This window comes from Bradyrhizobium sp. LCT2 (assembly GCF_009931255.1).
Taxonomy (GTDB): Bacteria; Pseudomonadota; Alphaproteobacteria; order Rhizobiales; family Xanthobacteraceae; genus Bradyrhizobium; species Bradyrhizobium diazoefficiens.
On the sequence record NZ_CP034432.1, the window covers coordinates 2,732,841 to 2,756,336 of the forward strand.

22 protein-coding genes and 1 riboswitch are annotated in these 23,496 nt (G+C 65.7%); of the genes, 16 read left to right on the forward strand and 6 right to left on the reverse strand.

The window, feature by feature from the left end; all coding sequences use genetic code 11:
* Positions 1–9 precede the first annotated feature (9 nt).
* Together EI171_RS13430 and EI171_RS13435 are read right to left on the reverse strand one after the other, a co-directional pair.
* A complete protein-coding gene (locus EI171_RS13430) occupies positions 10–1,278 on the reverse strand; it encodes a serine hydrolase (RefSeq protein ID WP_161533566.1) in 1,269 nt (422 codons plus the stop codon).
* Positions 1,279–1,395: 117 nt separating this feature from the next.
* Positions 1,396–2,247 carry an SDR family oxidoreductase gene (locus tag EI171_RS13435; protein ID WP_161533567.1) on the reverse strand — a complete coding sequence of 284 codons (852 nt, stop codon included), beginning with the start codon at positions 2,245–2,247 and terminating at the stop codon, positions 1,396–1,398.
* Between the two features lie 156 nt (positions 2,248–2,403).
* On the opposite strand from EI171_RS13435, the gene EI171_RS13440 reads away from it, so the two are divergent.
* A complete protein-coding gene (locus EI171_RS13440) occupies positions 2,404–3,120 on the forward strand; it encodes an HAD family hydrolase (protein WP_161533568.1) in 717 nt (238 codons plus the stop codon).
* Between the two features lie 67 nt (positions 3,121–3,187).
* Here EI171_RS13440 and EI171_RS13445 read toward each other — a convergent pair whose 3' ends face one another.
* Both EI171_RS13445 and EI171_RS13450 read right to left on the reverse strand, forming a co-directional pair.
* Complete coding sequence (locus EI171_RS13445; RefSeq protein ID WP_028174485.1) at positions 3,188–3,595, reverse strand: nuclear transport factor 2 family protein; 408 nt, start codon at positions 3,593–3,595, stop codon at positions 3,188–3,190.
* A gap of 100 nt (positions 3,596–3,695) precedes the next feature.
* The gene (locus tag EI171_RS13450) at positions 3,696–5,180 is read right to left on the reverse strand and encodes a mannitol dehydrogenase family protein (protein ID WP_161533569.1); all 1,485 of its coding nucleotides are present in this window, start codon (positions 5,178–5,180) and stop codon (positions 3,696–3,698) included.
* Between the two features lie 144 nt (positions 5,181–5,324).
* Here EI171_RS13450 and EI171_RS13455 point away from each other — a divergent pair, with 144 nt between their 5' ends.
* The 6 genes from EI171_RS13455 to uxuA all read left to right on the forward strand — a co-directional run bounded on the left by EI171_RS13455 (position 5,325) and on the right by uxuA (position 11,547).
* Complete coding sequence (locus tag EI171_RS13455; protein WP_161533570.1) at positions 5,325–6,146, forward strand: FadR/GntR family transcriptional regulator; 822 nt, start codon at positions 5,325–5,327, stop codon at positions 6,144–6,146.
* A gap of 87 nt (positions 6,147–6,233) precedes the next feature.
* Positions 6,234–7,193, forward strand: a complete 960-nt coding sequence (locus EI171_RS13460) for a sialic acid TRAP transporter substrate-binding protein SiaP (RefSeq protein WP_161536997.1) — start codon at positions 6,234–6,236, stop codon at positions 7,191–7,193.
* A gap of 112 nt (positions 7,194–7,305) precedes the next feature.
* On the forward strand, positions 7,306–7,884 hold the full coding sequence (locus tag EI171_RS13465; protein ID WP_161533571.1) for a TRAP transporter small permease: 579 nt from the start codon (positions 7,306–7,308) through the stop codon (positions 7,882–7,884).
* A 4-nt stretch (positions 7,885–7,888) separates the two neighbouring features.
* Entirely contained in the window at positions 7,889–9,295 is a 1,407-nt protein-coding gene (locus EI171_RS13470; RefSeq protein WP_011089571.1) for a TRAP transporter large permease, read from the forward strand.
* Entirely contained in the window at positions 9,292–10,341 is a 1,050-nt protein-coding gene (locus EI171_RS13475) for an L-idonate 5-dehydrogenase (protein ID WP_028174490.1), read from the forward strand. The genes EI171_RS13470 and EI171_RS13475 overlap by 4 nt, the downstream gene beginning before the upstream one ends.
* A 15-nt stretch (positions 10,342–10,356) precedes the next feature.
* Positions 10,357–11,547, forward strand: a complete 1,191-nt coding sequence (uxuA, locus tag EI171_RS13480) for a mannonate dehydratase (RefSeq protein WP_161533572.1) — start codon at positions 10,357–10,359, stop codon at positions 11,545–11,547.
* A gap of 47 nt (positions 11,548–11,594) precedes the next feature.
* Here uxuA and EI171_RS13485 read toward each other — a convergent pair whose 3' ends face one another.
* Positions 11,595–12,533, reverse strand: a complete 939-nt coding sequence (locus EI171_RS13485; protein WP_028174492.1) for a LysR family transcriptional regulator — start codon at positions 12,531–12,533, stop codon at positions 11,595–11,597.
* 211 nt (positions 12,534–12,744) lie between these two features.
* Here EI171_RS13485 and EI171_RS13490 point away from each other — a divergent pair, with 211 nt between their 5' ends.
* From EI171_RS13490 to EI171_RS13515, 6 genes are all read left to right on the forward strand, one after another.
* The gene (locus EI171_RS13490; RefSeq protein ID WP_161533573.1) at positions 12,745–13,827 is read left to right on the forward strand and encodes an ABC transporter ATP-binding protein; all 1,083 of its coding nucleotides are present in this window, start codon (positions 12,745–12,747) and stop codon (positions 13,825–13,827) included.
* 35 nt (positions 13,828–13,862) lie between these two features.
* A complete protein-coding gene (locus tag EI171_RS13495) occupies positions 13,863–14,579 on the forward strand; it encodes an HAD family hydrolase (protein ID WP_110117220.1) in 717 nt (238 codons plus the stop codon).
* Between the two features lie 16 nt (positions 14,580–14,595).
* The gene (locus EI171_RS13500) at positions 14,596–15,903 is read left to right on the forward strand and encodes an FAD-binding oxidoreductase (RefSeq protein ID WP_161533574.1); all 1,308 of its coding nucleotides are present in this window, start codon (positions 14,596–14,598) and stop codon (positions 15,901–15,903) included.
* A gap of 28 nt (positions 15,904–15,931) precedes the next feature.
* A complete protein-coding gene (locus EI171_RS13505; RefSeq protein ID WP_202633145.1) occupies positions 15,932–16,981 on the forward strand; it encodes an ABC transporter substrate-binding protein in 1,050 nt (349 codons plus the stop codon).
* Between the two features lie 85 nt (positions 16,982–17,066).
* Complete coding sequence (locus EI171_RS13510; protein ID WP_038965674.1) at positions 17,067–17,879, forward strand: ABC transporter permease; 813 nt, start codon at positions 17,067–17,069, stop codon at positions 17,877–17,879.
* On the forward strand, positions 17,876–18,661 hold the full coding sequence (locus EI171_RS13515) for an ABC transporter permease (protein ID WP_110117217.1): 786 nt from the start codon (positions 17,876–17,878) through the stop codon (positions 18,659–18,661). Before EI171_RS13510 ends, EI171_RS13515 begins: the two co-directional genes overlap by 4 nt.
* A 159-nt stretch (positions 18,662–18,820) precedes the next feature.
* Here the strand turns inward: EI171_RS13515 and EI171_RS13520 are convergent, their stop codons facing one another.
* The gene (locus EI171_RS13520) at positions 18,821–19,471 is read right to left on the reverse strand and encodes a TetR/AcrR family transcriptional regulator (protein ID WP_028174499.1); all 651 of its coding nucleotides are present in this window, start codon (positions 19,469–19,471) and stop codon (positions 18,821–18,823) included.
* A 207-nt stretch (positions 19,472–19,678) separates the two neighbouring features.
* On the opposite strand from EI171_RS13520, the gene EI171_RS13525 reads away from it, so the two are divergent.
* From EI171_RS13525 to EI171_RS13535, 3 genes are all read left to right on the forward strand, one after another.
* A complete protein-coding gene (locus EI171_RS13525; RefSeq protein WP_161533575.1) occupies positions 19,679–21,019 on the forward strand; it encodes an MFS transporter in 1,341 nt (446 codons plus the stop codon).
* A 17-nt stretch (positions 21,020–21,036) separates the two neighbouring features.
* Positions 21,037–22,545, forward strand: coding sequence for a carboxylesterase/lipase family protein (locus EI171_RS13530; RefSeq protein ID WP_161533576.1), 1,509 nt, complete (start codon positions 21,037–21,039; stop codon positions 22,543–22,545).
* 23 nt (positions 22,546–22,568) lie between these two features.
* Positions 22,569–22,647, forward strand: a riboswitch (SAM riboswitch).
* A gap of 47 nt (positions 22,648–22,694) precedes the next feature.
* Entirely contained in the window at positions 22,695–23,441 is a 747-nt protein-coding gene (locus tag EI171_RS13535) for a metallophosphoesterase (protein ID WP_011089558.1), read from the forward strand.
* Positions 23,442–23,496 lie beyond the last annotated feature (55 nt).

Consider the following 23,496-nt stretch of genomic DNA (forward strand, 5'->3'; position numbering starts at 1 on the left):
GTGCCGATCTCACTTCACCATCGCGCCATAGACGATGTCCTGGACCTGCTCGCGATAGTATTTCCTGAGCTCACCGGGCGCCGCCGTTCCAACCACCACGACGAGACGCTCCTTGGGATCGCAGAAGAACTGCGTTCCGAACGCGCCGTTCCAGGTGAACTCGCCGGGGTTGCCGGGGACCGACGACACCCCTTCGCCGGTGCGGACCGCAACCGCGAGGCCAAAGCCGAAACCGGCGCGATGCGGCTCGATGACCGCCACGTTGTTCTTGATCTCGGGGCCGAGATGGTTGGTCGTCATGTGATGCACGGTCTTCGGGCTGAGGATGCGCTGGCCGTCGAGCTCGCCGCCGTTGAGCAGCATCTGCCCGAAGCGGATGTAGTCGCCGACCGTCGCGAACGAACAGGCGCCGCCGCAGTCGAACCTGGTCGGCGTGTCCAGCAGCTTGATGGCTTGCGGCTTCCCCGTCAGCGGATCGTTGGCGAACGGGCGGGCGAGGCGAGGGCGCTGCGCGTCGGTCGGGTGGAAGGTCGCGTCCTTCATGCCGAGCGGCTGCCACACATTGGCGGCGAGATAGTCGCCGAGCCGCTGTTCGCTCACCTTCTCGACGACGGCGCCGAGCACATCGATCGAAAAGCCGTATTCGAACTCGGTCGAGGGCTGATGCGCCAGCGGCAGCTTTGTGATGCGGTCGATGAAGGCCTGCGTGTCGCCTTCGATCGCCGGCGCGACGCCATCAGGGTATTGCCGCGCCACCGGGCTCGAACTGTCCGGGCGACCGCCATACATCAATCCGGACGTATGCCGGTAGAGATCGTGGATGAAGATCGGCGAGGCCTGCGGCTCGAGCTTGAGCGAGCCGTCGGCCTGCTGAACGCCGACCTTCATGTCGGCAAAGCCGGGATAGTAGTCGGACAGCCTGGCCTGGAGCGGCAACTGGCCCTTCTCCATCAGCGTCAGGCCTGCGACTGCGGCCATCGGCTTGGTCATCGAGGCCAGCGCGAAGATCGCGTCGACCGACATCGGCGTGCCCTTGTCCGGATCGAGCAGGCCATAGGCCTTGTAGTGCACGAGCTTGCCGTCACGCGCCACTGCGACGACGGCGCCGGGCACGCGCTTTGCGGCGATTTCGCGGGCGAAGAAACTGTCGAGCCGTGCAAGACCCTGCTTCGAGAAACCGGCGTCGTCAGGATTGGCTTCGGGCAGCGGTGCGGCGCGCGCTGCACCGAATGCGATGACGGCAGCCGCCGCCGCGATCATGGCGATCGTCTTCTTCATTGTATCCTCCCAAGGCGAGCTCGTTTCGTTGTGGCTCGCGCGGCACCTAGATCACGATCGCACTGGGGCGAAGTCAAGCGCAGGCAGGGCATGTCTGGGAGGCGTCGGAGGTGGATCCTATCGTCCTTCGCCCGCGCGCCACAGCGCATCCAGGGCGTGGCGGTAGGTCGGATAGGCCAGCGTGACGCCGAGCTCGCGCTTCAATTTCGCGTTGGAGACGCGGGCGCTGCTGGCATAGAAGCTGCGCGCCATCGCCGACATCTCGGCGGTCTCGAACGCCTCTTCGGGCGGCGGCGCGACGCCCATGAGCTGGGCGGCATAGGCGAACACGTCCTGCGGCGGCGCGGGCTCGTCGTCGCAGACGTTCCAGGTGCCGCTGCCCTGGTGACGAACCGCGGCCATGATCGCGCTTGCAATGTCGTCGGTGTGGATGCGGTTGAAGACCTGTCCGGGCTTGATGATGCGCCGGGCCGTTCCGGCGCGCAGCGTCACCAGCGCGTTGCGGCCGGGACCGTAGATGCCTGCAAGCCGCAGGATCGCGACATCGCCGCGCCCGATATCCGTCCAGGCCTGCTCCGCTGCGAGCCGCATGCGTGTGCGGTCGAGGGCGGCCTGCGGCGGCGTGCTTTCGTCCACCCAGCTACCTGCGTGATCGCCATATATGCCGATCGTGGACAGGTAGATGATCTTGCGCTGACGGCCCCCGGCCAGCACGTCCGCGCAGGCCGCGATTGCGGGATCGCCGGCGCTGCCGGGCGGGATCGAGATGAGAAGGACATCGGCGTCGCTGATACGTTCGGCCGTCTCGCGAGCCGGGCGGCTGCCGGAAAACGGGTGCACCTCGATGCCTGCAAGGTCATCCCGTTTCGCGGGATCGCGCACCGTGCCGGCGATGTGCGAGAACGTTCCGCCGAATTGGCGGACGAAATGCCTGGCGCTGTAGCCGAAGCCTAGAATGAAGAGCCGCATGCCTCTCCCGTGCAGGTCGGAGTTCCCGTCGCGCCAGCTGCGCGCCTCCGCTCATAAGGGATTTTTGGGTCCGGCAAAAGATATTGCAATTTTACGCGCCCGCCAGTGCGGGCGATGATCGCTCGTCGCGGAGATGTCATCAGGGAAGCGTCGATCATGCAGGCAGAAGCGGCCACTATGCCGCCATTGGACGCCGCGGAGCTGATCCGGCGCGCGGCCGCGCTGATCTTCGATGTCGACGGCACCCTGGCCGAGACGGAGGAACTGCATCGGCAGGCCTTCAACCATGCCTTTGTCCGCCACGGTCTCGACTGGTATTGGGACCGCGCCGTCTACAAGGACCTGCTGCGGGTGACAGGCGGCAAGGAGCGAATTCGCGCTCACCTCGCCCGGCTGCGGATTGCCCGGCCATTGTCAGACGAAGACATCGCCGAACTCCACCGCGTCAAGACCGCGCATTACGCCGAGCTGATCGAGACCGGCTGTTGCCCGCTGCGGCCGGGCGTGACGGACCTTCTCGCCGCGGCGAAGGCGCGCGGCCAGCGGCTTGCGATCGCGACCACCACCTCGCACGGCAACATCGATGCGCTGCTGTCGCGGGCGCTGGGGATGCGCTGGGCCGCGGACTTCGATGCGATCGTTGCCGGTGACGACGTCCGCTACAAGAAGCCTGCGCCGGATGTCTATCTCGAAGTCCTGGCGCGGCTGACGCTGGAGGCCTCCGACTGCGTCGCAATCGAGGATTCCGCCAACGGCCTGATTGCGGCATCGCGGGCGAACATCCCGGTTCTGATCACCCGCAGCATGTTCTTCCGGGACGATGATTTCGGCGCGGCGCGGTTCGTGCTGGACGATCTGTCGGGGCTTCGATGAGGTCGCCAACTAAAAAACTGAAAAACAACCCCATGCACAGTAGAACGGGCCGGCGGGCCTGCCGCCTTCAGTGGACGCGGTGACTCGTTCTATCGTCTTCAGCCTGCTCGACAATCTGCGCAATCGGGCTCGACTGATGGTGAACCAGGCGCCAGTCGTCGCCGACGCGGCGAAAATGGTTGGCAGCGGCCAAGGCGGTGCCGTCGACGATCTCGATGCAGAGCACGCGCGCGCAGTCGCCGTCGACGATGGCCTGCGGCTCGGCGCAGACGATCTGCGGTCGCTCCGGATTTTGCAGGATGTCGCGCCAGCTCCCGATCACGGTGGCCCGCCCGATGATCGCAGGCCAGCCGGGATGGATGCAGGAGATGGCGTCGTCATCCGCCCACATCTGTTCCATTCCGGCGAAGTCGCCCGTTGAAAAGGCGGCGTAGAAGGCCGCGTTCGCGGCGATGACCTTGCTGTCCTTTGCCATGGCTCTCGGGTGAGGCAATGACAGGCAAAAATCAAGCGCGACTTCCGTCGACTTTGCGTTCGATTTGGACCGCAGTGCAGCATTACTGCCCAGTTTGTGGTCACGCAGAAACGTGCGTCTCCACTGCCCGCCGCGCGCCGTCCGTATAGAGACGGCCGAGCGCCGCGATCACGGCCTCGCGCAGGCGCGGCTCGGCACCCAGCGGCCCGAACACTTGTCCGACCCCGAGCAGTGCGGGCGCGAGCCGTTCGGCGACAGGGCCCGCCTCGCGCGCCAAGCCTGCGAACTCGCCGGCGAGGGGATCGCGCACGTCGATGGCGCGGCCGTGCTCGTCGCGCGCGGTGACGTAGCGCATCCAGCCGGCCACCGCGAGCGCATGCGTCGCGATCGGCAGGTTCTTGGCGAGGCGATCCCGCATCGCGCCGAGCAGGCGTTGCGGCAGCTTCTGCGAGCCGTCCATCGCGATCTGCCACGTGCGATGATGCAGCGCCGGATTGGCGAAGCGCTTGAGCAGCGAGGCGCGATAGGCGGCAAGGTCGGTGCTCGCCGGCATCGTCAGCGTCACCGCGGCCTCTTCCATCACCTGCGCGGCGAGACGCGCGAAGTGCGGATCCTGCATGGTGTCGGCGATGGTCTCGTAGCCGGCGAGATAGCCGAGATAGGCGAGCGCGGAATGGCTGGCGTTGAGCAGCCGAAGCTTCATCAGCTCGAACGGCTTGACGTCGGTGACGAGCTCGACGCCCGCGGCGGCAAGATCGGGCCGGCCCGCCGCGAAGCGGTCCTCGACCACCCACTGCGTGAAGGGCTCGGTCATCACCGGCCAGGCGTCGCGGAAGCCCAGCGCGGATGACACCGCATCGCGGTCGGCATCCGTCGTCTCCGGCACGATGCGGTCGACCATGGTCGAGGGAAAGGCTGCGGTATCCGCGATCCACTTGCCGAGATCCTTCGAGCGCAGCGCCGCGAACTGCGTCACGATCCGTTGCACGGTGTGGCCGTTGGCGGCGAGGTTGTCGCAGCACAGCACGGTGAAGGGCGCAAGCCCCTGCGCCCGGCGGCGCGCCAGCGCGGCCACGATGAAGCCGGGGGCCGAGCGCGGCGCGTCAAAATTGTTGAGATCGTGCACGACATCAGGGTGCCGCTCGTCGAGATCGCCGGTCTGCGGCGTATGGCAATAGCCTTTCTCGGTGACGGTGAGCGAGACGATGCGAATGGCGGGATCGGCCATCCGCTCGATCAGCCGCGCCGGGTTCTCGCGTGCGACGACGCTGTCGAGCAGCGCGCCGATGACGCGGTGCTCGGTGCCCTCAGTGGCACGAACGGCAACGGTGTAGAGATGATCCTGCGGGGCGAGGGCATCGCGCGTGTCCGGGCTGCGCAGGCTCGCGCCGACGATGCCCCAGGATGCGGCCCCGGTGGCAAGGCAATCGTCGATGACGACGGCCTGATGCGCGCGATGAAAGGCCCCGAGGCCCAGATGCACGATGCCGGGCGTGACGCGCGATCGGTCATAGGCCGGGCGGCGGATGGCCGGCGGCAGCCGGTCGAGATTGGCGCGGCCAAGACGCGTTGAATTATGGCGCATGGTCGTCTCTCCCTGTCTTTGGCCGCTGCTTGACATGGCGCCCGTCCTCGGTCAATGCTCCGGTCAATTGGTAAGGCCAATTATCCAAAATTGGCGGGCGGCGGGTTTGGACGACCCCGCGCGACCCTTTCGGGGAGGACCAGCGTGCCGCTGGAAGCTGTGGAGGCGAGACGGCTCTATCGCCAGGTCGCCGATCAATTGCGAAGCCTGATCGACAGCGGCGAGTACGCGGTCGGCAGCCGCTTGCCGACCGAGCGCGAGCTCGCCGAGCAGCTCAAGGTGTCGCGGCCGACGGTGCGCGAAGCCCTGATCGCGCTCGAGGTCGAAGGCCGCCTGCGCATCCGCGTCGGGTCCGGCATCTATGTGATCGAGCCCGCGGCCGTTGCGGCGCCTGCGACCGCTTCCGTCATCGAGGGGCCGTTCGAGCTGTTGCGCGCCCGAGAATTCCTGGAAAGCGCCATCGCCGAGCAGGCCGCGCGCGTCGCGACCAAGGACGACGTCGCGCGCATCGACGCGTCGCTTCTCGCGATGGAGAATGTCGAGCACCCCGGCGAAGCCTCGATGGTCCACGACCGCGCGTTCCATGTCGCGATCGCCGGAAGTCTCGGCAATGCCGTCCTGGTGCGCGTGGTCGGCGAGCTGTTCGACCAGCGCCTCAATCCCTATTTCGCGCAGCTTGCGCATTATTTCGAGAACCCGGGCACCTGGCGCACCGCGCTCGACGAGCATCGCGCCGTGCGCGACGCGATCGCCGCGCATGATCCGGACGCCGCGCGCGAGGCGATGCGCAATCACCTGGCGCGCTCGCAGGAGCGCTTTGCGCAGAATTTCGGCGCCGTGGCCGCGGCAGGATCGTCCCCGGCACGATCTCCGGAAACGCCGGCAAAACCAGAACGAACACCGAAGAAGCAGGCCGAAAAACAGGCCAAGAAGCAAGCCAAGAGCGGCAGCGCGCGGCGGCGATGAGATTGGGCGGCCCGCATTCCTTGGAGGCGGGCGAACAAGAAGCAGACTTGAACGATGGAGGAAAAGTCAGTGTTGAAGAAGATGACGATGATGCTCGCGGTCTCGGCCGCGGCGATGTTTGCAACGACCCACGCCGGCATGGCGCAGACCAAGCTGAAATGGGCCCATGTCTACGAGACCTCTGAGCCGTTCCATACCGCTTCGGTCTGGGCCGCGCAGGAGATCGGCAAGCGCACCAACGGGCGCTATGCGGTCGATGTCTATCCGGCGTCCCAGCTCGGCAAGGAAGCCGACATCAACCAGGGCCTTTCGCTCGGCTCGGTCGACATCATCATCTCCGGCTCGAGCTTCGCGGCCAAGAGCTTCCCGCCGATCGGCGTGACCTACTATCCCTACACCTTCCGCGACGCCGATCATCTCCTGGCCTACACCAAGAGCGACATCTTCAAGGAACTCGCCAAGGGCTATGAGGACAAGAGCGGCCACCACATCGTCGCCGTGACCTATTACGGCGTGCGCCAGACCTCGTCGAACAAGCCGATCAAGAGCTGCGCCGACCTCAAGGGCCTGAAGATGCGCGTGCCCGACGTTCCGGCCTATCTCGCAATGCCGCGCGCCTGCGGCGCCAACACCGCGCCGATCGCGTTCGCCGAAGTCTATCTCGCGCTCCAGAACGGCACCGTCGAGGCACAGGAGAATCCGCTGACCACGATCGAGGCCAAGAAGTTCTACGAGGTGCAGAAGCACATCGTGCTGACCGGCCACATCGTCGACCACCTCAACACGGTGGTGGCGGGCGCGCTCTGGAAGAAGCTCTCCGACGAGGACAAGAAGATCTTCACCGACGTCGCGCAGGAGGCCGCCGCCAAGGCGACCGCGGAGATCAAGCAGAACGAAGCCAAGCTGGTCGCCTTCTTCAAGGAGAAGGGCCTGACCGTGACCGAGGTCGACAAGAACGAGTTCCGCGACACCGTGCTGAAGAACGTCGCGTTCGAGACTTTCGGTTACCGCAAGGCGGATTGGGAACGGATTCAGGACGTTAAGTGACGACGTAGTCGTCATTCCGGGGCGGCTCGAAGAGCCGAACCCGGAATCTCGAGGTTCCGGGTTCGACGCTGACGCGTCGCCCCGGAACGACGATTTGGAGAGAGGTAACCCCATGTCGACCGCCGAAATACACCGGCAGATCACCGCGGACGAGATCGCCCACACCTTCGAGGAGGAGGCGGCGCCGAAGGTCGATCTCGGCATCTACGCTTTCGAGGACTGGGTGGCGCTGGCGATCTTCTGGGTGATGGCGCTTGCCGTCTTCCTCCAGTTCTTCACCCGCTACGTCCTCAACGACAGCTATGCCTGGACCGAGGAGATCGCGACCTACTGCCTGATCGGCGTGGTCTTCATCGGCGCATCGATGTGCGTAAGGCTGTCGCGGCACATCCAGGTCGATCTGATCTACCGCTATCTGCCGCATCTCGTCGCGCGCACGCTGTCGACGGTCATCGACCTGATCCGGATCGCCTTCTTCGGCTACGCCATCAAGCTGGTCTGGGTCTACATCCAGATCATCGGCGACGAGTCCATGACCACGATCAATCTTCCCAAGGACTACGTCTATTACGCCGTGCTGGCCGGCTTCGTGCTGATGTTCGTGCGCTCGGTGCAGGTGGCGCTGCAACATCTGCGACAGGGCTACTCGATCCTCGAACGTCCCGGCGCCTACGACGGTTTTGAAGGGTAAGGTCATGCTGCTGTTGCTTGGTGGTTTTCTCCTCCTGATGCTGCTCGGCGTTCCCGTGGCGATCGCCATGGCCGCGTCGTCGCTGCTCTACATCCTGGTCAGCGGCGTGACGCCCGACGTCACGCTGGCGCAGCGCATGATCGCCGGTGTCGAGAGCTTCCCGCTGCTCGCCGTGCCGTTCTTCATCCTGGCCGGCAATCTCATGAACATCGCCGGCGTGACCGGCCGCATCTACAAGTTCGCCGTCGCGCTGGTCGGCTGGATGCGCGGCGGCCTCGGCCACGTCAACATCATCGGCTCGGTGATCTTCTCCGGCATGTCCGGCACCGCGATCGCGGATGCCGCCGGTCTCGGCACCATCGAGATCAAGGCGATGAAGGACCACGGCTACTCGACCGAGTTCTCGGTCGGCGTCACCGCGGCGTCCGCGACGCTCGGGCCCATCATCCCGCCGTCGCTGCCCTTCGTGATCTACGGCATGATGGCGAACGTCTCGATCGGCGCGCTGTTCCTGGGCGGCGTCATTCCCGGCATCGTCATGACGCTTCTGATGATGGCCACCGTCACCTACTTCGCGCACAAGAACAAATGGGGCAGCGACACGCCGTTCTCCTGGCCGCAGCTCGGCTCGGCCGGCCTCGAGATCGCCATCGTGCTCGCTTTCCCGCTCGCGATCTGGCTGATGGTGGTTGCCGGCATGTCGACCAACATGGCGGTCGTCATCGGGCTCGGCGTGCTGCTCGCGATCGACTGGTACTTCGACTTCTCGGCGGTGATGGCGCTGATGGCGCCGGTGATCCTGATCGGCGGCATGACGCTGGGCTGGTTCACGCCGACCGAGGCCGCGGTCGCCGCCGTGATCTGGTCGCTGTTCCTCGGGCTCGTGCGCTACCGCACCATGACGCTGAAGACGGTGGCGAAGGCGACTTTCGACACCATCGAGACCACGGCCTCGGTGCTGTTCATCGTGACAGCTGCGTCGATCTTCGCCTGGCTGCTGACGGTGTCGCAGGCCGCCCAGATGCTCTCGGACTGGATGCTCAGCATTACCCACAACAAATGGGTGTTCCTGGCGCTTGCCAACGTGCTGATCCTGTTCGTCGGCTGCTTCATCGACACCACGGCGGCGATCACCATCCTGGTGCCGATCCTGCTGCCAATTGTGCTCAAGCTCGGCATCGATCCGATCCATTTCGGCCTGATCATGACGCTGAACCTGATGATCGGCCTGCTGCATCCGCCGCTCGGCATGGTGCTGTTCGTGCTCGCCCGCGTGGCAAAGCTCTCGGTCGAGCGCACGACGGTGGCGATCCTGCCCTGGCTGGTGCCGCTGATGCTCGCGCTGATCGCGATCACCTACATCCCCGAACTGACCCTCTGGCTGCCTAAATACATGGGACTCTCCAAATGACCTCCACTGCTCTCGCCGCAACCCTGTTCGGCCCCGAAGACCTGCGCATGATCGAGCATCCCCTCGACAAGCTCGCATCAGGCATGGTGCGCATCCGCTTCGGCGCCGGCGGCATCTGCGGCTCGGACATGCATTATTTCCGTCATGCGCGGACCGGCGATTTCGTGGTGAAGTCGCCATTGGTGTTGGGGCATGAGATCTCCGGCGAAGTCGTGGAGATCTCGGGCTCCGCAGCCAATCTGAAGGTCGGCGACCGCGTCGCCGTCAATCCGTCGCGCTGGTGCGGCCATTGCGTCGCCTGCCGCGAGGGCCGGCCGAACCTCTGCGAAAACATCTATTTCATGGGCTCGGCCTCGAAGACCCCGCACATGCAGGGCGGCTTTGCCAATTACTTCGACGCGATCCCCGCGCAATGCGTCAAGATTCCCGATCACGTCTCCTATCAGGCGGCAGCGCTCGCCGAGCCGCTCGCAGTCTGCCTGCACGCGGTGGCGCGCGCCGGCAACATCGAGGGCAAGCGCGGGGTCATCTTCGGCGCCGGCCCGATCGGGCTTCTGACCATGCTCGCCGCGCACCGTGCCGGCATGGCCGACGTCACGGTGGCCGACATCGCGCCGGCGCCGCTCGCCTTTGCGAGCCGGCTTGGCGCCACTCATGTCGAGAACGTATCGGGTGGGGAAGAAGGCCTGAAGGCGCAGGCTGCTTCACGACCCTATGACGTCGCGTTCGAGGTCTCTGGCACGGCCGCGGGTCTCGCCAGCGCGATCGGCATCGTCCGGCGTGGCGGCGTCGTGGTGCAGATCGGCAATCTGCCGGGTGGCCAGATCCCGACGCCGTCGAATGCGGTCATGGCCAAGGAGATCGACCTGCGCGGCTCGTTCCGCTTCGGCTTCGAGTTCATGACGGCGGTGCAACTGATTTCCGCTGGCAGCGTCGACGTGCTGTCGCTGGTCACGGCCGAGCGGCCGCTCTCGACCGCACCCGATGCGCTGCGGCTGGCGCTCGACCGCTCGCAGAGCGTCAAGGTCGTGCTGACTGCGAACTGATCCGGGAGAATCTCGATGATGTTGCAAGGATGGCGCTGGTACGGACCGGACGATCCGGTCTCGCTCGATGACGTCAGGCAGGCCGGGGCGACGGATATCGTCTCGGCGCTGCATCAGGTGCCGATCGGGGAGGCCTGGACGCGCAAGGCGGTCGAGGAGCGCAAGAACTTCATCGAGCGCGGCCAGCCCGGCCGCTCGCAACTGACGTGGTCGGTGGTGGAGTCGATTCCGATCCCTGACGACGTCAAGCGGCTCGGCGGTAAGGCGACGAAGTCGATTGAGGCGTGGATCGCGAGCCTTGAGGCCGTGGCCGCTTCCGGCATCAATATCATCTGCTACAATTTCATGCCCGTGGTCGACTGGTGCCGTACCGATCTGGAATGGGAGCTGCCGAACGGCGCCCGCGCCATGCGGTTCGACCAGGATCGCTTTGCCGCGTTCGAGCTGCACATCCTTAAGCGTCCGGCCGCCGCGCAGGAGTATTCACCGGAGCAGCAAGCGCGCGCGAAAACGCTGTTCGACCAGATGAGCCAGGCCGACATCGACTATCTCGTCATGGTCATCGCCAGCGCGCTGCCCGGCTCGACAACCGAGCCGATGACGGTCCCGCAATTCCGCGACCGGCTCGAAACGTACCGCGATATCACGCCAAAAATCCTGCGACAGCATCTCGCCGAGTTTTTGGAGCGCGTCACCCCCGTTGCGGAACAGCTCGGCGTCTCGCTGACCCTGCATCCCGACGATCCGCCGCGTCCGCTGTTTGGACTACCGCGCATTGCCTCCTCGGCCGACGACTATCAGGCGCTGTTCGACGCCGTGCCGTCGAAGGCCAACGGCATCTGCCTGTGCACGGGCTCGCTCGGCGTGCGGCCCGAGAACAATCTGCCTGAAATGGCCGAGCGCTTCGGCCCGCGCATCGCGTTTGCGCATCTGCGGGCGACCAAGCGCGAGGCCGACGGCCTGTCGTTCTACGAATCCGATCATCTCGACGGCGACGTCGACATGGTCGCGGTGCTGAAGGCGCTGCTGAAGGAGAACGCCCGCCGTTCGCCCGACAAGAGAATCGTGTTCCGCCCCGATCACGGCCACCGCATGCTGGACGATCTCGCCGCCACCAAGCGCACCAATCCCGGCTACACCGCGATCGGCCGCCTGCGCGGCCTCGCCGAGCTCCGCGGCGCCATCAGGGCGATCGAGCATCGGTGACGGCGTGGTGCGCTTCGCCTCTCCCCGATTGCGGGGAGAGGGGGCAACTAATAGCACGCGGCCATCGCGCCGAGTTTCGGATAGAGCTTGTCGATCGCGGCGATCTCGCTTTTCATCTGCGCGATGATCCAGTCGCGGATTTCAGTGGCGATGGGGCGCATCGGCCGGTTGCGCGGCGGCAGGAATTCGCAGATGCGGCGCGTGGTGGTGAGCGTGTCGGACGCCGGCACCAGCGCGCCGGTCAGGAGCCAGTGCGAAGCGACCGTCAGCCAGCCGAGCGCAATGCCCTGGCCGAGCAGGGCAGCCTGCATCACGACGGCATAGTCGGTGAAGCTCAGCGCCTTGGCCGCGCCGCGGCGCCCGGTGAGAAGCGAGGCGTAATCCGCGGCCCAGTCGCCCGGCGTCTCGGCGAGGCGGATGATGGTGTTGCCCTCGGCAGGATCGGTCTCGTCGAGATAGCTGGGGCTGCACATCGGCAGCATCACTTCCTTCATCACCAGCGTGCCGCCAGACGACGGCTCGTCGCGGTCGCGAAAGCGCATGCCGAGATCGACATTCTCCACCGGCCCGCGCAGCGCGCCGGAGATCAGCTGGAAGCGCAAATCGACCTCAGGAAACTGCCGCTGCAGCTTGTCGATGCGCGGCATCAGCCAATGCGTGGTGAAGGCGGAGGAGACCGACAGCGTCACCGTCTCGGTGCCCTTGCGCCGCCGTTCGATCTCCACGAGTCCGCTCTCGATGCTGCGAAAGCCTTCGAGCACACGGCGATAGAGCAACTCGCCTTCCTCGGTGAGCACCGCGCGGCCGGCCTTGCGGTCGAACAGGCGGACGCCGAGATGCTGCTCGAACTGGCCGAGCATCCGGCTCACCGCGGGCTGCGTGACGTTCAATTCGGCGGCCGCCGCGGTGAAACTGCCATTGCGCGCTGCTGCGTCGAAGACGAACAGGGCGTTACTGGACGGCAGCATCCGGCGGAGCTCGGGCATAAGGTCATGTTATGAGCCGGGTGAGAATTTGGCAATTGCCGAGTTTTGCCAAGTCTGGTGTCATTCGCATGACAGCCTAAAGACAGGGGCTTCGAGCAAAGGATTGGTTGCAGTGCACGCTGCAACCAGGAGTGCTCCAAATCCCTGTCTATAAAGCAGGCTTATGGCGCGCAGTGAGGCACGCCGGCTCAGGACATGGCGAGGTCGATCGTTGGACAAACGAGCGGAAAGCGTCGAGATCAGGTCCGCAAGCAAGGCTTACGGCGCGGTTCGCGCCCTCGACGACGTGTCCCTCAATGTCGGCGCCGGTGAGTTCGTCTCCCTGCTCGGCCCCTCCGGTTCCGGCAAGACCACGCTGCTCGGCATCCTGGGCGGCTTCATCCTGCCATCCAGCGGCACCATCCTGTTCGGCGGCCGCGACGTCACTTACATGCCGCCGCACAAGCGCGACATCGGCGTCGTATTCCAGAACTACGCGCTGTTCCCGCATATGAGCGTCGGCGAGAACGTCGCCTTCCCCTTGCGCGCGCGCCACCTGCCGAAAGCGAGCTGGCCGGAGAAGGTGCGCGCCGCGCTCGCGATGGTCGGCCTCGCCGGCTACGAGGAACGCGGCATCGCGCAGCTCTCCGGCGGCCAGCGCCAGCGCGTGGCGCTGGCACGCGCCATGATCTTCGAGCCGCGTCTGATCCTGATGGACGAGCCGCTATCCGCGCTCGACAAGCAGCTGCGCGAATCCATGCAGATCGAGCTGCGCGCGCTGCACCGGCGCATCGGCGCCACCATCATCTACGTCACCCATGACCAGCGCGAGGCGCTGACCATGAGCGACCGCGTTGCCGTGATGAAGGACGGCCGGCTGATCCAGATCGACGAGCCGGCGCGCCTGCACGACCATCCCGCCGATTCCTTCGTCGCAAGCTTCATCGGCGAGGCGACGATGTTGCCCGTCCGCCGCGTCGATGCCTCCAGCGTGGCGCTCGGCAGCGCCTTGTTGCGCAGTGCCCGCGCCATTCCCGACGGCGACGCCCTGATGCTGGCCGTGCACAGCGAGAAGCTGCTGATCGACGACGGCGCGCAGGATGCCGCCTGCAACCGGCTCAGCGGCACCGTCACCGACATCGTCTACCAGGGCGAGAGCCTGCGCATCTTCCTGGCGCTCGAAGGCGGCGTCGCGCTCAGCCTGCGCCAGCCGAGCTACCACCAGGCCTACAGCCGCATCCCGCCGCTCGGCGGCAGCCTCACCGTCACCCTCCACCCCGAGGACACCATCGTCGTGCCCAGGGTAGGGGACTGAATCCAGCCTAGTCCAACCCGAGAGAAGAGACCAACATGTCGTCCCAAGCCGCGTTCAGCAATTTCAAGGTCCTCACCTTCGACGTCGTCGGCACCTTGATCGATTTCGAGGCCGGCGTGCTCTCCGCCGTGCGCAAGATCTCGGGCAAGTCGCCGGCCGAGCTCAGCGACGAGCAGATCTTCGAACCCTACAAGCGCGGCCGCGACAGGCACTATGAGCGCTCCAGCGAGGCGATGTTCCACGTCTATCGCCATCTGGCCAAGGAGCTCGGATTGCCTTCCGACGATGCGTCCTGCGACGTCTTCCAGCTGTCGGTGCTGCGCTGGGGGCCGTTCGCGGACTCGGTCGAGGCCCTGAAGCGCCTGCGCACGAAATTCCGCCTTGTGGCGATGACCAATGCGGATCGCGTCGCGCTGTCCTGTTACGCACACGCGCTCGGCAATCCCTTCGACGACACCGTCTGCGCCGACGACACCGGCGTCGCCAAGCCGAACCCGGAGTTCTTCGCCTACAACAAGGGTCGCCAATCGGCCTTCGGCTACAAGCAGTCCGACATCCTCCACGTCGCGCAGAGCCAGTACCACGACATCGGGATCGCTCGGAAGCTCGGCTACAAGGTGTGCTGGATCGAGCGCCGCCAGGGCATCGCGGGCTTCGGCGGCACGCCGGCGGTGGAGACGCTGACGAAGCCGGACTTCCATTTCCCGACGTTGAAGGCACTTGCCGACGCGGCGATCGGGCCGGCGGCCTAGATCGGTGAGCGCGGGCATGACACGGGACTGGAGCGCGCTGCCATCGGCCAATTCGCTGTGGGAAGCCACGGCGGAACCGGCGCGCGCGTTTCCGGTGCTGTCGGGCGAGAGCCAGGCGGACGTGGTGGTCATCGGTGCGGGCTATACCGGCCTCTCCGCCGCGCACCACATCGCCAAGAGCGGCCTATCGCCGATCGTGCTCGAGGCCAACCGCCCCGGCTGGGGCGCAAGCGGGCGCAATGGCGGGGTGATCACCGCAAAGTTCCGCCTCTCGTTTCGCGAGATCGACGCCGTGCACGGCCGCGCCATGGCGCGGCGCATGTACGAGATCGCGCATGAATCCACCGACATCGTCGAGGAGCTGGTGTCCGAGTTCGGCATCAGCAGCGCCGCGTTGACGCGCGCCGGCCAGGTCAAGGCGGCGCACAACGAGACGACCTTGAGGGCCGCGATCGACGAAGCCAACTGGATGACGCGCGAGATGGGCGATGTGGAGGTCCGCATCCTCGACAAGCGCGGGGTGCGCGAGGAGACCGGCTCCGACATCTTCGTCGGCGGCGTGCTCAATCCCGGCTCCGGCGGCATCCATCCGCTGAACTATCTGCGCGGTCTTGCCGACGGCGTGGCGCGCCGCGGTGTTCCCATCTTCCAGGAATCGCCGGTGCTCAGGCTGAGGCGAGAGCAGGGCGGCATCGTCGCGGAGACGCCGCGGGGCGCGGTGCGGGCGAAGCAGGCCATCATCGCCACCAACAGCTACTCGGACCTCACCACCGCCACCGCGCAGATGCAGCGCACGCTGATCCCGTTCCGCAGCGCCATCATTGCGACCGACAAGCTGCCGCGCAATCTCGCCGGAAAATTGATGCCGACGGGGCGCACCTACACCGAGACCAAGCGCATGATGCGCTGGTTCCGCATGGTCGACAATCGCGTGATCTTTGGTGGCCGCGGCGCTTTCGGCAAGCAGGACTCCGAAGCCGCGTTCGACGCCTTGCGCAAGGCGATGGTCGGCATCTTCCCCGATCTCACTGAGGTGCCGCTCGCCTACAAATGGTCGGGCCTCGTCGCCATGACGCTGGACTCGGTGCCGCATATCGGCCGGCTCGACGACCGCACGCTGTTCTCGATGGGCTACAATGGCGCCGGCGTTGCGATGTCGAGCCTGATGGGGCGCTACCTCGCCGCCTTCGTGCGCGGTGAGACGCCGGATGTCGGCCTCCTCGACGCGCGGCGCATGAAGGCGATTCCGTTCTATCCACTGCGCGAGCCCGCCGTGCGCATGGTCGCCGGCTGGTACCAGTTTCTCGATGCGATCGGTCAGTGAAATCACTTTGGCGATGGAGGAGGCGAGGATGACGACGAAACAGAATTCCGCATTGGGCTACGCCCTGTTGGGCGCGATCGCGTTTGGCGGCACGGCGGCAAGCGCGGCCGAGCAGATCACCTTCGTCTCGCAAGGCGGCGCCTATCAGGCGGCGCAGACGGTGGCGATCCTCGATCCCTCCGCCAAGAAGCTCGGCATCACCATCAACCAGGATTCCATTCCCGATGCCTGGCCCGCGATCAAGACCCAGGTCGGCAGCGGCAAGCCGATCTGGGATGTCGTGGACACGCCCACCGGCTATTGCCTGCGCGGCGGCGAGCAGGGGCTGATCGAGAAGCTCGACTTCTCGAAGATCCCGAACGCCGCGGCGATGCCGGAGGCCTATCGCAGCCCTTATTCGGTGTCCTACGAGTTCTATTCCAGCGTGCTGGCCTACAGCCAGAAGACCTTCCCGAAGGACGCGCCGAACAGCTGGGTCGATTTCTGGGACGTCAAGAAATTCCCCGGCCGCCGCGCGCTGCGCAACCATCCGATCGCCACGCTCGAAGCGGCGCTGATGGCCGACGGTGTCGCGCCCGACAAGCTCTACCCGCTCGACGTCGATCGCGCCTTCAAGAAGCTGGAGGAGATCAAGCCGCACATCACGGTGTGGTGGACGTCAGGCGCGCAGTCGGCGCAGCTGCTCAACGACGGCGAGGTCGACATGGAGATGGCCTGGAACGGCCGCGTCAGCGCGGTGGCCAAGGAGGGCGCAAACGTGTCCTTCACCTACAACCAGGGCATCCTTCAGAGCACCTCGCTCTGCATCCTCAAGGGCGCGCCGAATCTCGAGACCGCGGTGAAATTCCTCAACGAGGCCGTCGATCCCGTGCACCAGGCCAATCTGCCGCTGCATATCGACTACGGTCCGGGCAATCCCAAGGCGTTCGAGACCAATGTGATCAAGCCCGAGCGCGCGGCGCAATTGCCGAGCGAGCCGGCCAACGCGGCCAAGCAGGCGCTGATGTCCTACGCCTGGTGGTCCTCGCCGGCCGGCGAGGCGGCCGAGAAACGCTGGGCCTCGTTCATGCAGAAGTAGACGAAGAGCCAGGCGAAGCGAGGCAGCGTTGACGATATCAGTGCCAGATCCCTCCCAAAAGCATCGGCGCCGCGAGCACGGCCTGATGCTGGCATTGGTGTCGCCGGCGCTGCTGGTGATCCTGGCTCTGATCGTGCTGCCGGTCGGCTGGCTCGTCTGGCAGTCGATCTACCATGACGGCTTCACGCTGGAGAACTATCGCCGTGTCTTCACCGAAGACATCTACTGGCGCAGCTTCGCGCTGACCTTCGAGATCAGCCTCGCGGTCACGGGAATCGCGCTGCTGCTCGGCTATCCCGTGGCCTATCTTGCCAACTCTGTCCCGAAAGGGTGGAGCATCCTCATCCTCTCGCTGGTCGTGCTGCCGTTCTGGACCAGCGTGCTGGTCCGCGCCTATGCGTGGCTCGCGCTGCTCCAGCGCACCGGCGTGATCAACCAGTTCCTGCGCTATCTCGATGTGATCTCCGAGCCGCTCGCGCTGGTCCACAACACCTTCGGCACGGTGGTGGCGACCGTGCACATCCTGCTGCCGTTCATGGTGCTGCCGCTCTATGCCACCATGCAGAAGATCCCCGGCGACCTGATGCAGGCCGGCGCCAGCCTGGGGGCGAGCCCGTCGCTCACTTTCGTCCGTGTCTTCCTGCCGCTGTCGCTGCCGGGCGTGCTCGCCGGCTGCACCATGGTGTTCGTGCTCTGCCTCGGCTTCTACATTACGCCGGAGTTGCTCGGCGGCGGCCGCACCGTGATGGTGTCGATGCTGGTGAGTCGCAATGTCGAGCTCTACAACCAGTTCGGCGCGGCGAGCGCCGTCGCGGTGGTGCTGCTCGTCAGCGTGCTCCTGATCTTCCTCATCGTCAGCCGCTTCATTTCGCTCGATCGCATATTGGGGCAGAAATGACCCGATTGTCCCCCGCACGGATGGCCCTCTACGTGATCAGCGCGCTGGTGCTGGTCTATCTGATCCTGCCGGTGCTGATCATCGCGCCGATCTCCTTCTCCAGCGCGCGCTTCTTGACCTTCCCACCGCCGTCCTTCTCGCTGCGCTGGTACCAGCAGTATTTTTCAAACCCGGCCTGGATGCAGGCGACGCGGGTGACGCTGACGGTCGCGCTGCTCACCGTGGTGATCGCGACGCCGCTCGGCGTTGCCGCCGCCTACGCCATCAGCCAGTCGAAGCTGCGCATCATGCGCCTCATCCACATGATGCTGCTGCTGCCGCTGGTGGTGCCGATCATCATCACCGCGGTCGGCATCTTCTTCGTCTATGCCAAGGTCGGCCTGGTCGCGACCCTGCCGGGCCTCGTGCTCGCCAATGTGATGCTGGGCCTGCCATACGTCATCATTTCGGTGCTCGCGGGCTTGCAGAGCTTCGATCCGGCGCAGGAGATGGTGGCGCGCAGCCTCGGCATGAACCGGCTGCGCAGCTTCTTCGCGGTGACGCTGCCGCAGATCAAGTCCAGCGTGGTGGCCGGCGGCATCTTCGCCTTCATCTCGGCGATGGACGAGACCATCGTCGCGCTGTTCATCTCCGGCGGGCAGTACCAGCCGCTGACCAAGCGCATGTTCACCGCGCTCCGCGACGAGATCGACCCGACCATCGCCGCGATCTCGACGCTGATGACGGCGGCCTCGTTCATGCTGGTGCTGCTGGCGAGCACGCGGGGGAAGAGGAGTGGGTGATTCTTGTTCGTCGTCCTGGCGAAAGCCAGGACCCATTATCCCAGGGAGATGTTGCCGCACGAGCAGGTAACCCCGAGTTTTCGCCAAACTGCGTTCGGTGGTTATGGGTCCTAGCCTTCGCCAGGACGACACCGAATGTTTGGCGCTATTCTCGCCGCTTTACCCCTTCGCCCCCAGCCACGCCAAAATCATCTCCACGATCTGCGTCCGGCTCCTCGCCAGCATCCTGGGTTCGCTCAGGTCGCGGTCGAACAGGGCGCCGAAGGTGTGGCGGTTGGCGACGCGGAAGAAGCAGTAGGAGCTGATGGCCAGGTGCAGGTCGATGGCGTCGACGTCGTCGCGGAAGACGCCCTCAGTGCGGCCGCGCTCGAGGATGCCGTCGAGCGTCGCGATCACGCTGGCGTTGAGCTGGCGCAGTTGCAGGTTCTGCTTCAGGTGCTTGCCGTGGTGGATGTTCTCGATTGAGACGAGGCGGATGAAGTTCGGATTGCGCTCGTCGTGGTCGAAGGTCGCCTCGATCAGCCGGCGCAATCCCTCGCGCGCGTCGCAGCTTTCGATGTCGAGCTGATCCTCCAGCGCGCGGATGCTGCGATAGGCCTCCTCCAGCACCGCGAGGTAGAGCTGCTCCTTGCCGCCGAAATAATAGTAGATCATCCGCTTCGACGTGCGCGTGCGGGCCGCGATCGCATCGACGCGGGCGCCGGAATAGCCCTCCGAGGCGAATTCGGCCATCGCCACTTCGAGGATGTCGCGCTTGGTGCGCTCGGGGTCGTTGGTGCGCTTCGATGGGGGCGGCATGCGCTCGAGCATCACTGTTTCTCTCGCCAGTTTCCACGGATCACCTTGAAGGTGAAGGCAAATTTCACCCGTCCGGGCCTGGATCCAACGCGTATTGCATAAACGTACTAGTTCGTACATTATCCCTCCAAACCAAGGTTGCGGCAACCAGAACCACAAAACGCGCGCGCGGCGGACCGCCTGACGCGAGCCGCACCGGACACATGGGGAGGACTTGCAATGACGTTGACGTCAACCGCATCGCTGCACGCGTCATCCGCAGCGGAGGCAACACCGGGCAAGCTGCCGAAGCGCGCCGCGCTGGTCAGCTTCGTCGGCAGCATGCTCGAATACTACGACTTCTTCATCTACGGCACCGCGGCCGCGCTGATCTTTCCAAAAGTGTTCTTCGCCAATGTCGATCCCTCGACCGGGACGCTGCTCGCGCTCCTCAGCTTCGGCATCGGCTACATCGCGCGCCCCGTCGGCGCCGTCATCCTCGGCCATTTCGGCGACCGCATTGGTCGCAAGACGGTGCTGCTGTTCACACTGGTACTGATGGGTGGCTCGACGCTTGCGATCGGCGTGTTGCCGGATGCCAAGGCGATCGGCAATGCCGCGCCCGTCATCCTGACGCTGCTTCGCCTGTTACAGGGCCTCTCGGCCGCCGGCGAGCAGAGCGGGGCGAACTCGCTGACGCTGGAGCATTCGGCCAACTCCAACCGCGCCTTCTTCACGAGCTGGACCCTGAGCGGCACCCAGGCCGGTGCGATCCTGGCGACGCTGGTATTCATTCCGGTATCGAGCCTGCCGGAGGACCAGCTTCTGAGCTGGGGCTGGCGCGTTCCGTTCCTGCTTTCCGCTCTGGTGCTGCTGGTCGCCTACCTGGTGCGGCGGACCATGCCGGAAACGCCCGTGTTCGAAGACATCAAGGGCAAGGCGCAAGTTGCGCGCTTCCCCGTCGTCGCCCTGCTGCGCGACTACTGGCCCGACGTGCTGCGCGTCATCGTCTGCGCGCTGATCGCGACCGTGAGCACGATGACCGCCGTGTTCGCACTCGGCTATGCCACCAGCAAGTTCGGCGTCGCGCGCCCGACCATGCTGTGGGCCGGCGTGCTCGGCAACGTCACGGCGCTGCTCACCCAGCCGCTCTGGGCCCTGCTCGCCGACAAGATCGGCCGCAAGCCGGTGTTCATCGGCGGCGTGCTCGGCTGCGCGGTGCTGCTGTTCCCGTACTTCATGCTGGTGACGTCAGGCAACACGATCGCGATCTTCGCCGCCGCGATGATCCTGTCCGGCATCGTCTACGCCGCGCCGAACGCGATCTGGCCGTCGTTCTACGCCGAGATGTTCGAGGCGCGCGTGCGCTATTCCGGCACCGCGATCGGCACGCAGCTCGGCTTTCTCGTCGCCGGCTTCACGCCGCTGGTGAGCGCGAGCCTGGTCGGGGAGGGGCCGAACGGCTGGATCCCCGTCGCGATCTTCGTCGCCTGCTGCTGCGTGATCTCGGCAGCCGCTGCGGCGACGGCGCGCGAAACCCACACCGTCGACATCGCCGATCTCGGCAAGCGGCGCGCTTGAGTGAAGACGAGGCACGCATGCTGACCAGCGCAGTTCAGACCACGAGTGGCCCCGTCGTCGGCACCACGCAGGCCGGTATGCGTGCCTTCAAGGGCGTGCCGTTCGCAACCGCGCCGCGCTTTGCCAAGGCAATGCCGCCGAAAGCGTGGACGGAGCCGCTCCGCTGCACGGGCTACGGTGCTTACGCGCCGCAGCCGGGCCATCTCGATCATGCGGACGAGGCTGCCTGTCTCAGCCTGAACATCTGGACGCCGGCAGAGGCCGATCGGCCGCTGCCGGTGCTGGTCTTCATCCATGGCGGCGCCTTCGTCACCGGCGGCGGCGCCGACTATGACGGCGCATTCCTCGCCGCGCACGGTCCGGCGGTGATCGTCACCATCAACTACCGGCTCGGCCCGCTCGGATTCCTGCAATTGCATCGCCTTGGGCTCGGCGAGGCCAACAACCTCGCGATCTCGGATTCGCTCGCCGCCCTCGACTGGGTGCGCGCCAATATCGCGGATTTCGGCGGCGATCCTGACGCGATCACGCTGTCCGGCCAGTCGGCCGGCGCCTCGATGGTGATCGCGCTCGCAACCCTGCCGCAGGCCAGAGGCAAGTTCATTCGCGCCCTCGCGCTCAGCGCGCCCGGGCGGAACATCATGAGCGCCGATCATGCCGACGACGTTGCACGCCGCGTGCTTGCCGAGCTCGAATTAGCGCACGACCCAACCGCGATTGCCTCTTTGCCACTGCCAAAGCTCTTCGCGGCGGTGGAGCGCGTCAGTCGCAGGCTTGCGGACGAGACCGAACAAGGCACCGTGTTCGGCCCGGTGCTCGACGGAATCGTGATTCCGCGCGAGCCGCGGGACGTCTTCGCCGAAGGAACCTTGCGCGACATTCCGCTCTGGCTCGGCTCCTGCCGCGACGAGATGGTGATGTTCCTGAAGAGCACGCCGCCGGCCGCGATGATCCGCACCACCGAACGACAAGTGCGCGCCGCAGTCGGCGATGCCGGCTGGCAACGTCTGCTGGCGTATTACCGCGCCACAGCGCGCGTCGACGAGGATCCGTACGAGGCGCTGCTGTCCGACGCGTTCTGGCATCGCCCCATGGCAGATCTTGCGCGGCTTCATGCCGCGGCTGGCGGCGCGGTGTGGCTGAGCCGGTTCGACCATCGCCCGGCGCTGGAGCCGTTCCTGTCGCAGGGGCCGACCCACGGTGCCGACAATGCCTGCCTCTGGGCGCACCCGCCGGATTTCATCGACCGCCCGATCCTGAAGCGCAAGGGCGGGCCGATGACGCCCGAGGATATCGAGGTCGCCGCGCGGTTTCAGGCAAGCGTGCTGCGCTTCGTCACATCCGGCGCGCCCGACATCGCGGAAGCCTGGCCGCGGTTCGAGCCGGCCAAGGAGCCGCTCGCAATCTTCGGCCAGCCGTTCCACATTGTGCCTCTCAATGAAGGCGTGCGCTCCCGCCTGTGGGCGGAGCTGTCGGCCCAACGCGGCGCGCCGCAGGCTCCGGCCGCGCGAGCGAAGATCGGTTGATCGCAGCACCTTGGTCATGTAAGCGTTCGTCCAGCGCCGATTTGATCCTCAGCTTGCGGGCGCTTCTAAAAATGCAGCTAAAGAGACCCGCTATCCCTGCATCGTCCCGCATTGGGTGAATCGTCGGCCATCTCGAATGGAGAGGCCAAGTGAAATTTGCTGCCATCGCGGATGTGCACGGAAATCGTCCGGCGCTCGAAGCCGTCCTTGCGGACATTGCTGCGCTCGGCATCAACGAGGTCGTGAACCTGGGCGACCATGTTAGCGGTCCGCTCGAAGCGGCCCGAACGGCTGACCTGCTGATGGAGCGAGGCTTTCCGTCCATCAAGGGCGATCAGGACCGCATTCTCGTGGAGCTGTGGCAGGCCGGCACATCGGCGCGCAGCGATTTCCGAGAGCTCGAACGCAAGCATTTCGAGTGGATGGCAAGCATGCCGTCCACGCTCATGTATAGGGGGCGGGCGTTCCTGTGCCATGGATCGCCAGGGAATGATGCTGCGTTCTGGCTCGACCACATCGCGGGCGACGGCTGCCCGCGTCCGAGCCGGATTGATTCTATTGAGGCCGGCGCCGAGGGGATCGACGCCGAGATCATCCTGTGCGCACACACGCACATTCCGCGCGTGGTGCGTCTGAAGGATGGCCGGCTGGTCGTCAATCCCGGCAGCGTTGGATTGCCCGGTTACGACGGGAAGATGCCCGTTCCCTACGTGGTCGAGGTCGGCACCCCTCATGCGTGTTACGCAATTCTGGAGCATGCCAACAGAGGCTGGTCCGCGACGCTCCGCTACGTGGCCTACGACACCACGGCCATGGCAGCATTGGCGCGGGCCAGGGGAATGCTCACCTGGGCGAGCGCGATTGCAACGGGCTGGGTGCAGCGGGATCACCTGTAATCTGCTTCACACGCGAATGCGCCGAGTAACGCTAGATGAAGTGAGGCCTCGCTTC

Coding starts and splice junctions, on each gene's coding strand:
- EI171_RS13430 (WP_161533566.1), bottom strand. CDS start 1,278: ATGAAGAAGACGATCGCCATGATCGCGGCGGCGGCTGCCGTCATCGCA.
- EI171_RS13435 (WP_161533567.1), bottom strand. CDS start 2,247: ATGCGGCTCTTCATTCTAGGCTTCGGCTACAGCGCCAGGCATTTCGTC.
- EI171_RS13440 (WP_161533568.1), top strand. CDS start 2,404: ATGCAGGCAGAAGCGGCCACTATGCCGCCATTGGACGCCGCGGAGCTG.
- EI171_RS13445 (WP_028174485.1), bottom strand. CDS start 3,595: ATGGCAAAGGACAGCAAGGTCATCGCCGCGAACGCGGCCTTCTACGCC.
- EI171_RS13450 (WP_161533569.1), bottom strand. CDS start 5,180: ATGCGCCATAATTCAACGCGTCTTGGCCGCGCCAATCTCGACCGGCTG.
- EI171_RS13460 (WP_161536997.1), top strand. CDS start 6,234: ATGATGCTCGCGGTCTCGGCCGCGGCGATGTTTGCAACGACCCACGCC.
- EI171_RS13465 (WP_161533571.1), top strand. CDS start 7,306: ATGTCGACCGCCGAAATACACCGGCAGATCACCGCGGACGAGATCGCC.
- EI171_RS13470 (WP_011089571.1), top strand. CDS start 7,889: ATGCTGCTGTTGCTTGGTGGTTTTCTCCTCCTGATGCTGCTCGGCGTT.
- EI171_RS13475 (WP_028174490.1), top strand. CDS start 9,292: ATGACCTCCACTGCTCTCGCCGCAACCCTGTTCGGCCCCGAAGACCTG.
- uxuA (WP_161533572.1), top strand. CDS start 10,357: ATGATGTTGCAAGGATGGCGCTGGTACGGACCGGACGATCCGGTCTCG.
- EI171_RS13485 (WP_028174492.1), bottom strand. CDS start 12,533: ATGCCCGAGCTCCGCCGGATGCTGCCGTCCAGTAACGCCCTGTTCGTC.
- EI171_RS13495 (WP_110117220.1), top strand. CDS start 13,863: ATGTCGTCCCAAGCCGCGTTCAGCAATTTCAAGGTCCTCACCTTCGAC.
- EI171_RS13500 (WP_161533574.1), top strand. CDS start 14,596: ATGACACGGGACTGGAGCGCGCTGCCATCGGCCAATTCGCTGTGGGAA.
- EI171_RS13505 (WP_202633145.1), top strand. CDS start 15,932: ATGACGACGAAACAGAATTCCGCATTGGGCTACGCCCTGTTGGGCGCG.
- EI171_RS13510 (WP_038965674.1), top strand. CDS start 17,067: ATGCTGGCATTGGTGTCGCCGGCGCTGCTGGTGATCCTGGCTCTGATC.
- EI171_RS13515 (WP_110117217.1), top strand. CDS start 17,876: ATGACCCGATTGTCCCCCGCACGGATGGCCCTCTACGTGATCAGCGCG.
- EI171_RS13520 (WP_028174499.1), bottom strand. CDS start 19,471: ATGCTCGAGCGCATGCCGCCCCCATCGAAGCGCACCAACGACCCCGAG.
- EI171_RS13525 (WP_161533575.1), top strand. CDS start 19,679: ATGACGTTGACGTCAACCGCATCGCTGCACGCGTCATCCGCAGCGGAG.
- EI171_RS13530 (WP_161533576.1), top strand. CDS start 21,037: ATGCTGACCAGCGCAGTTCAGACCACGAGTGGCCCCGTCGTCGGCACC.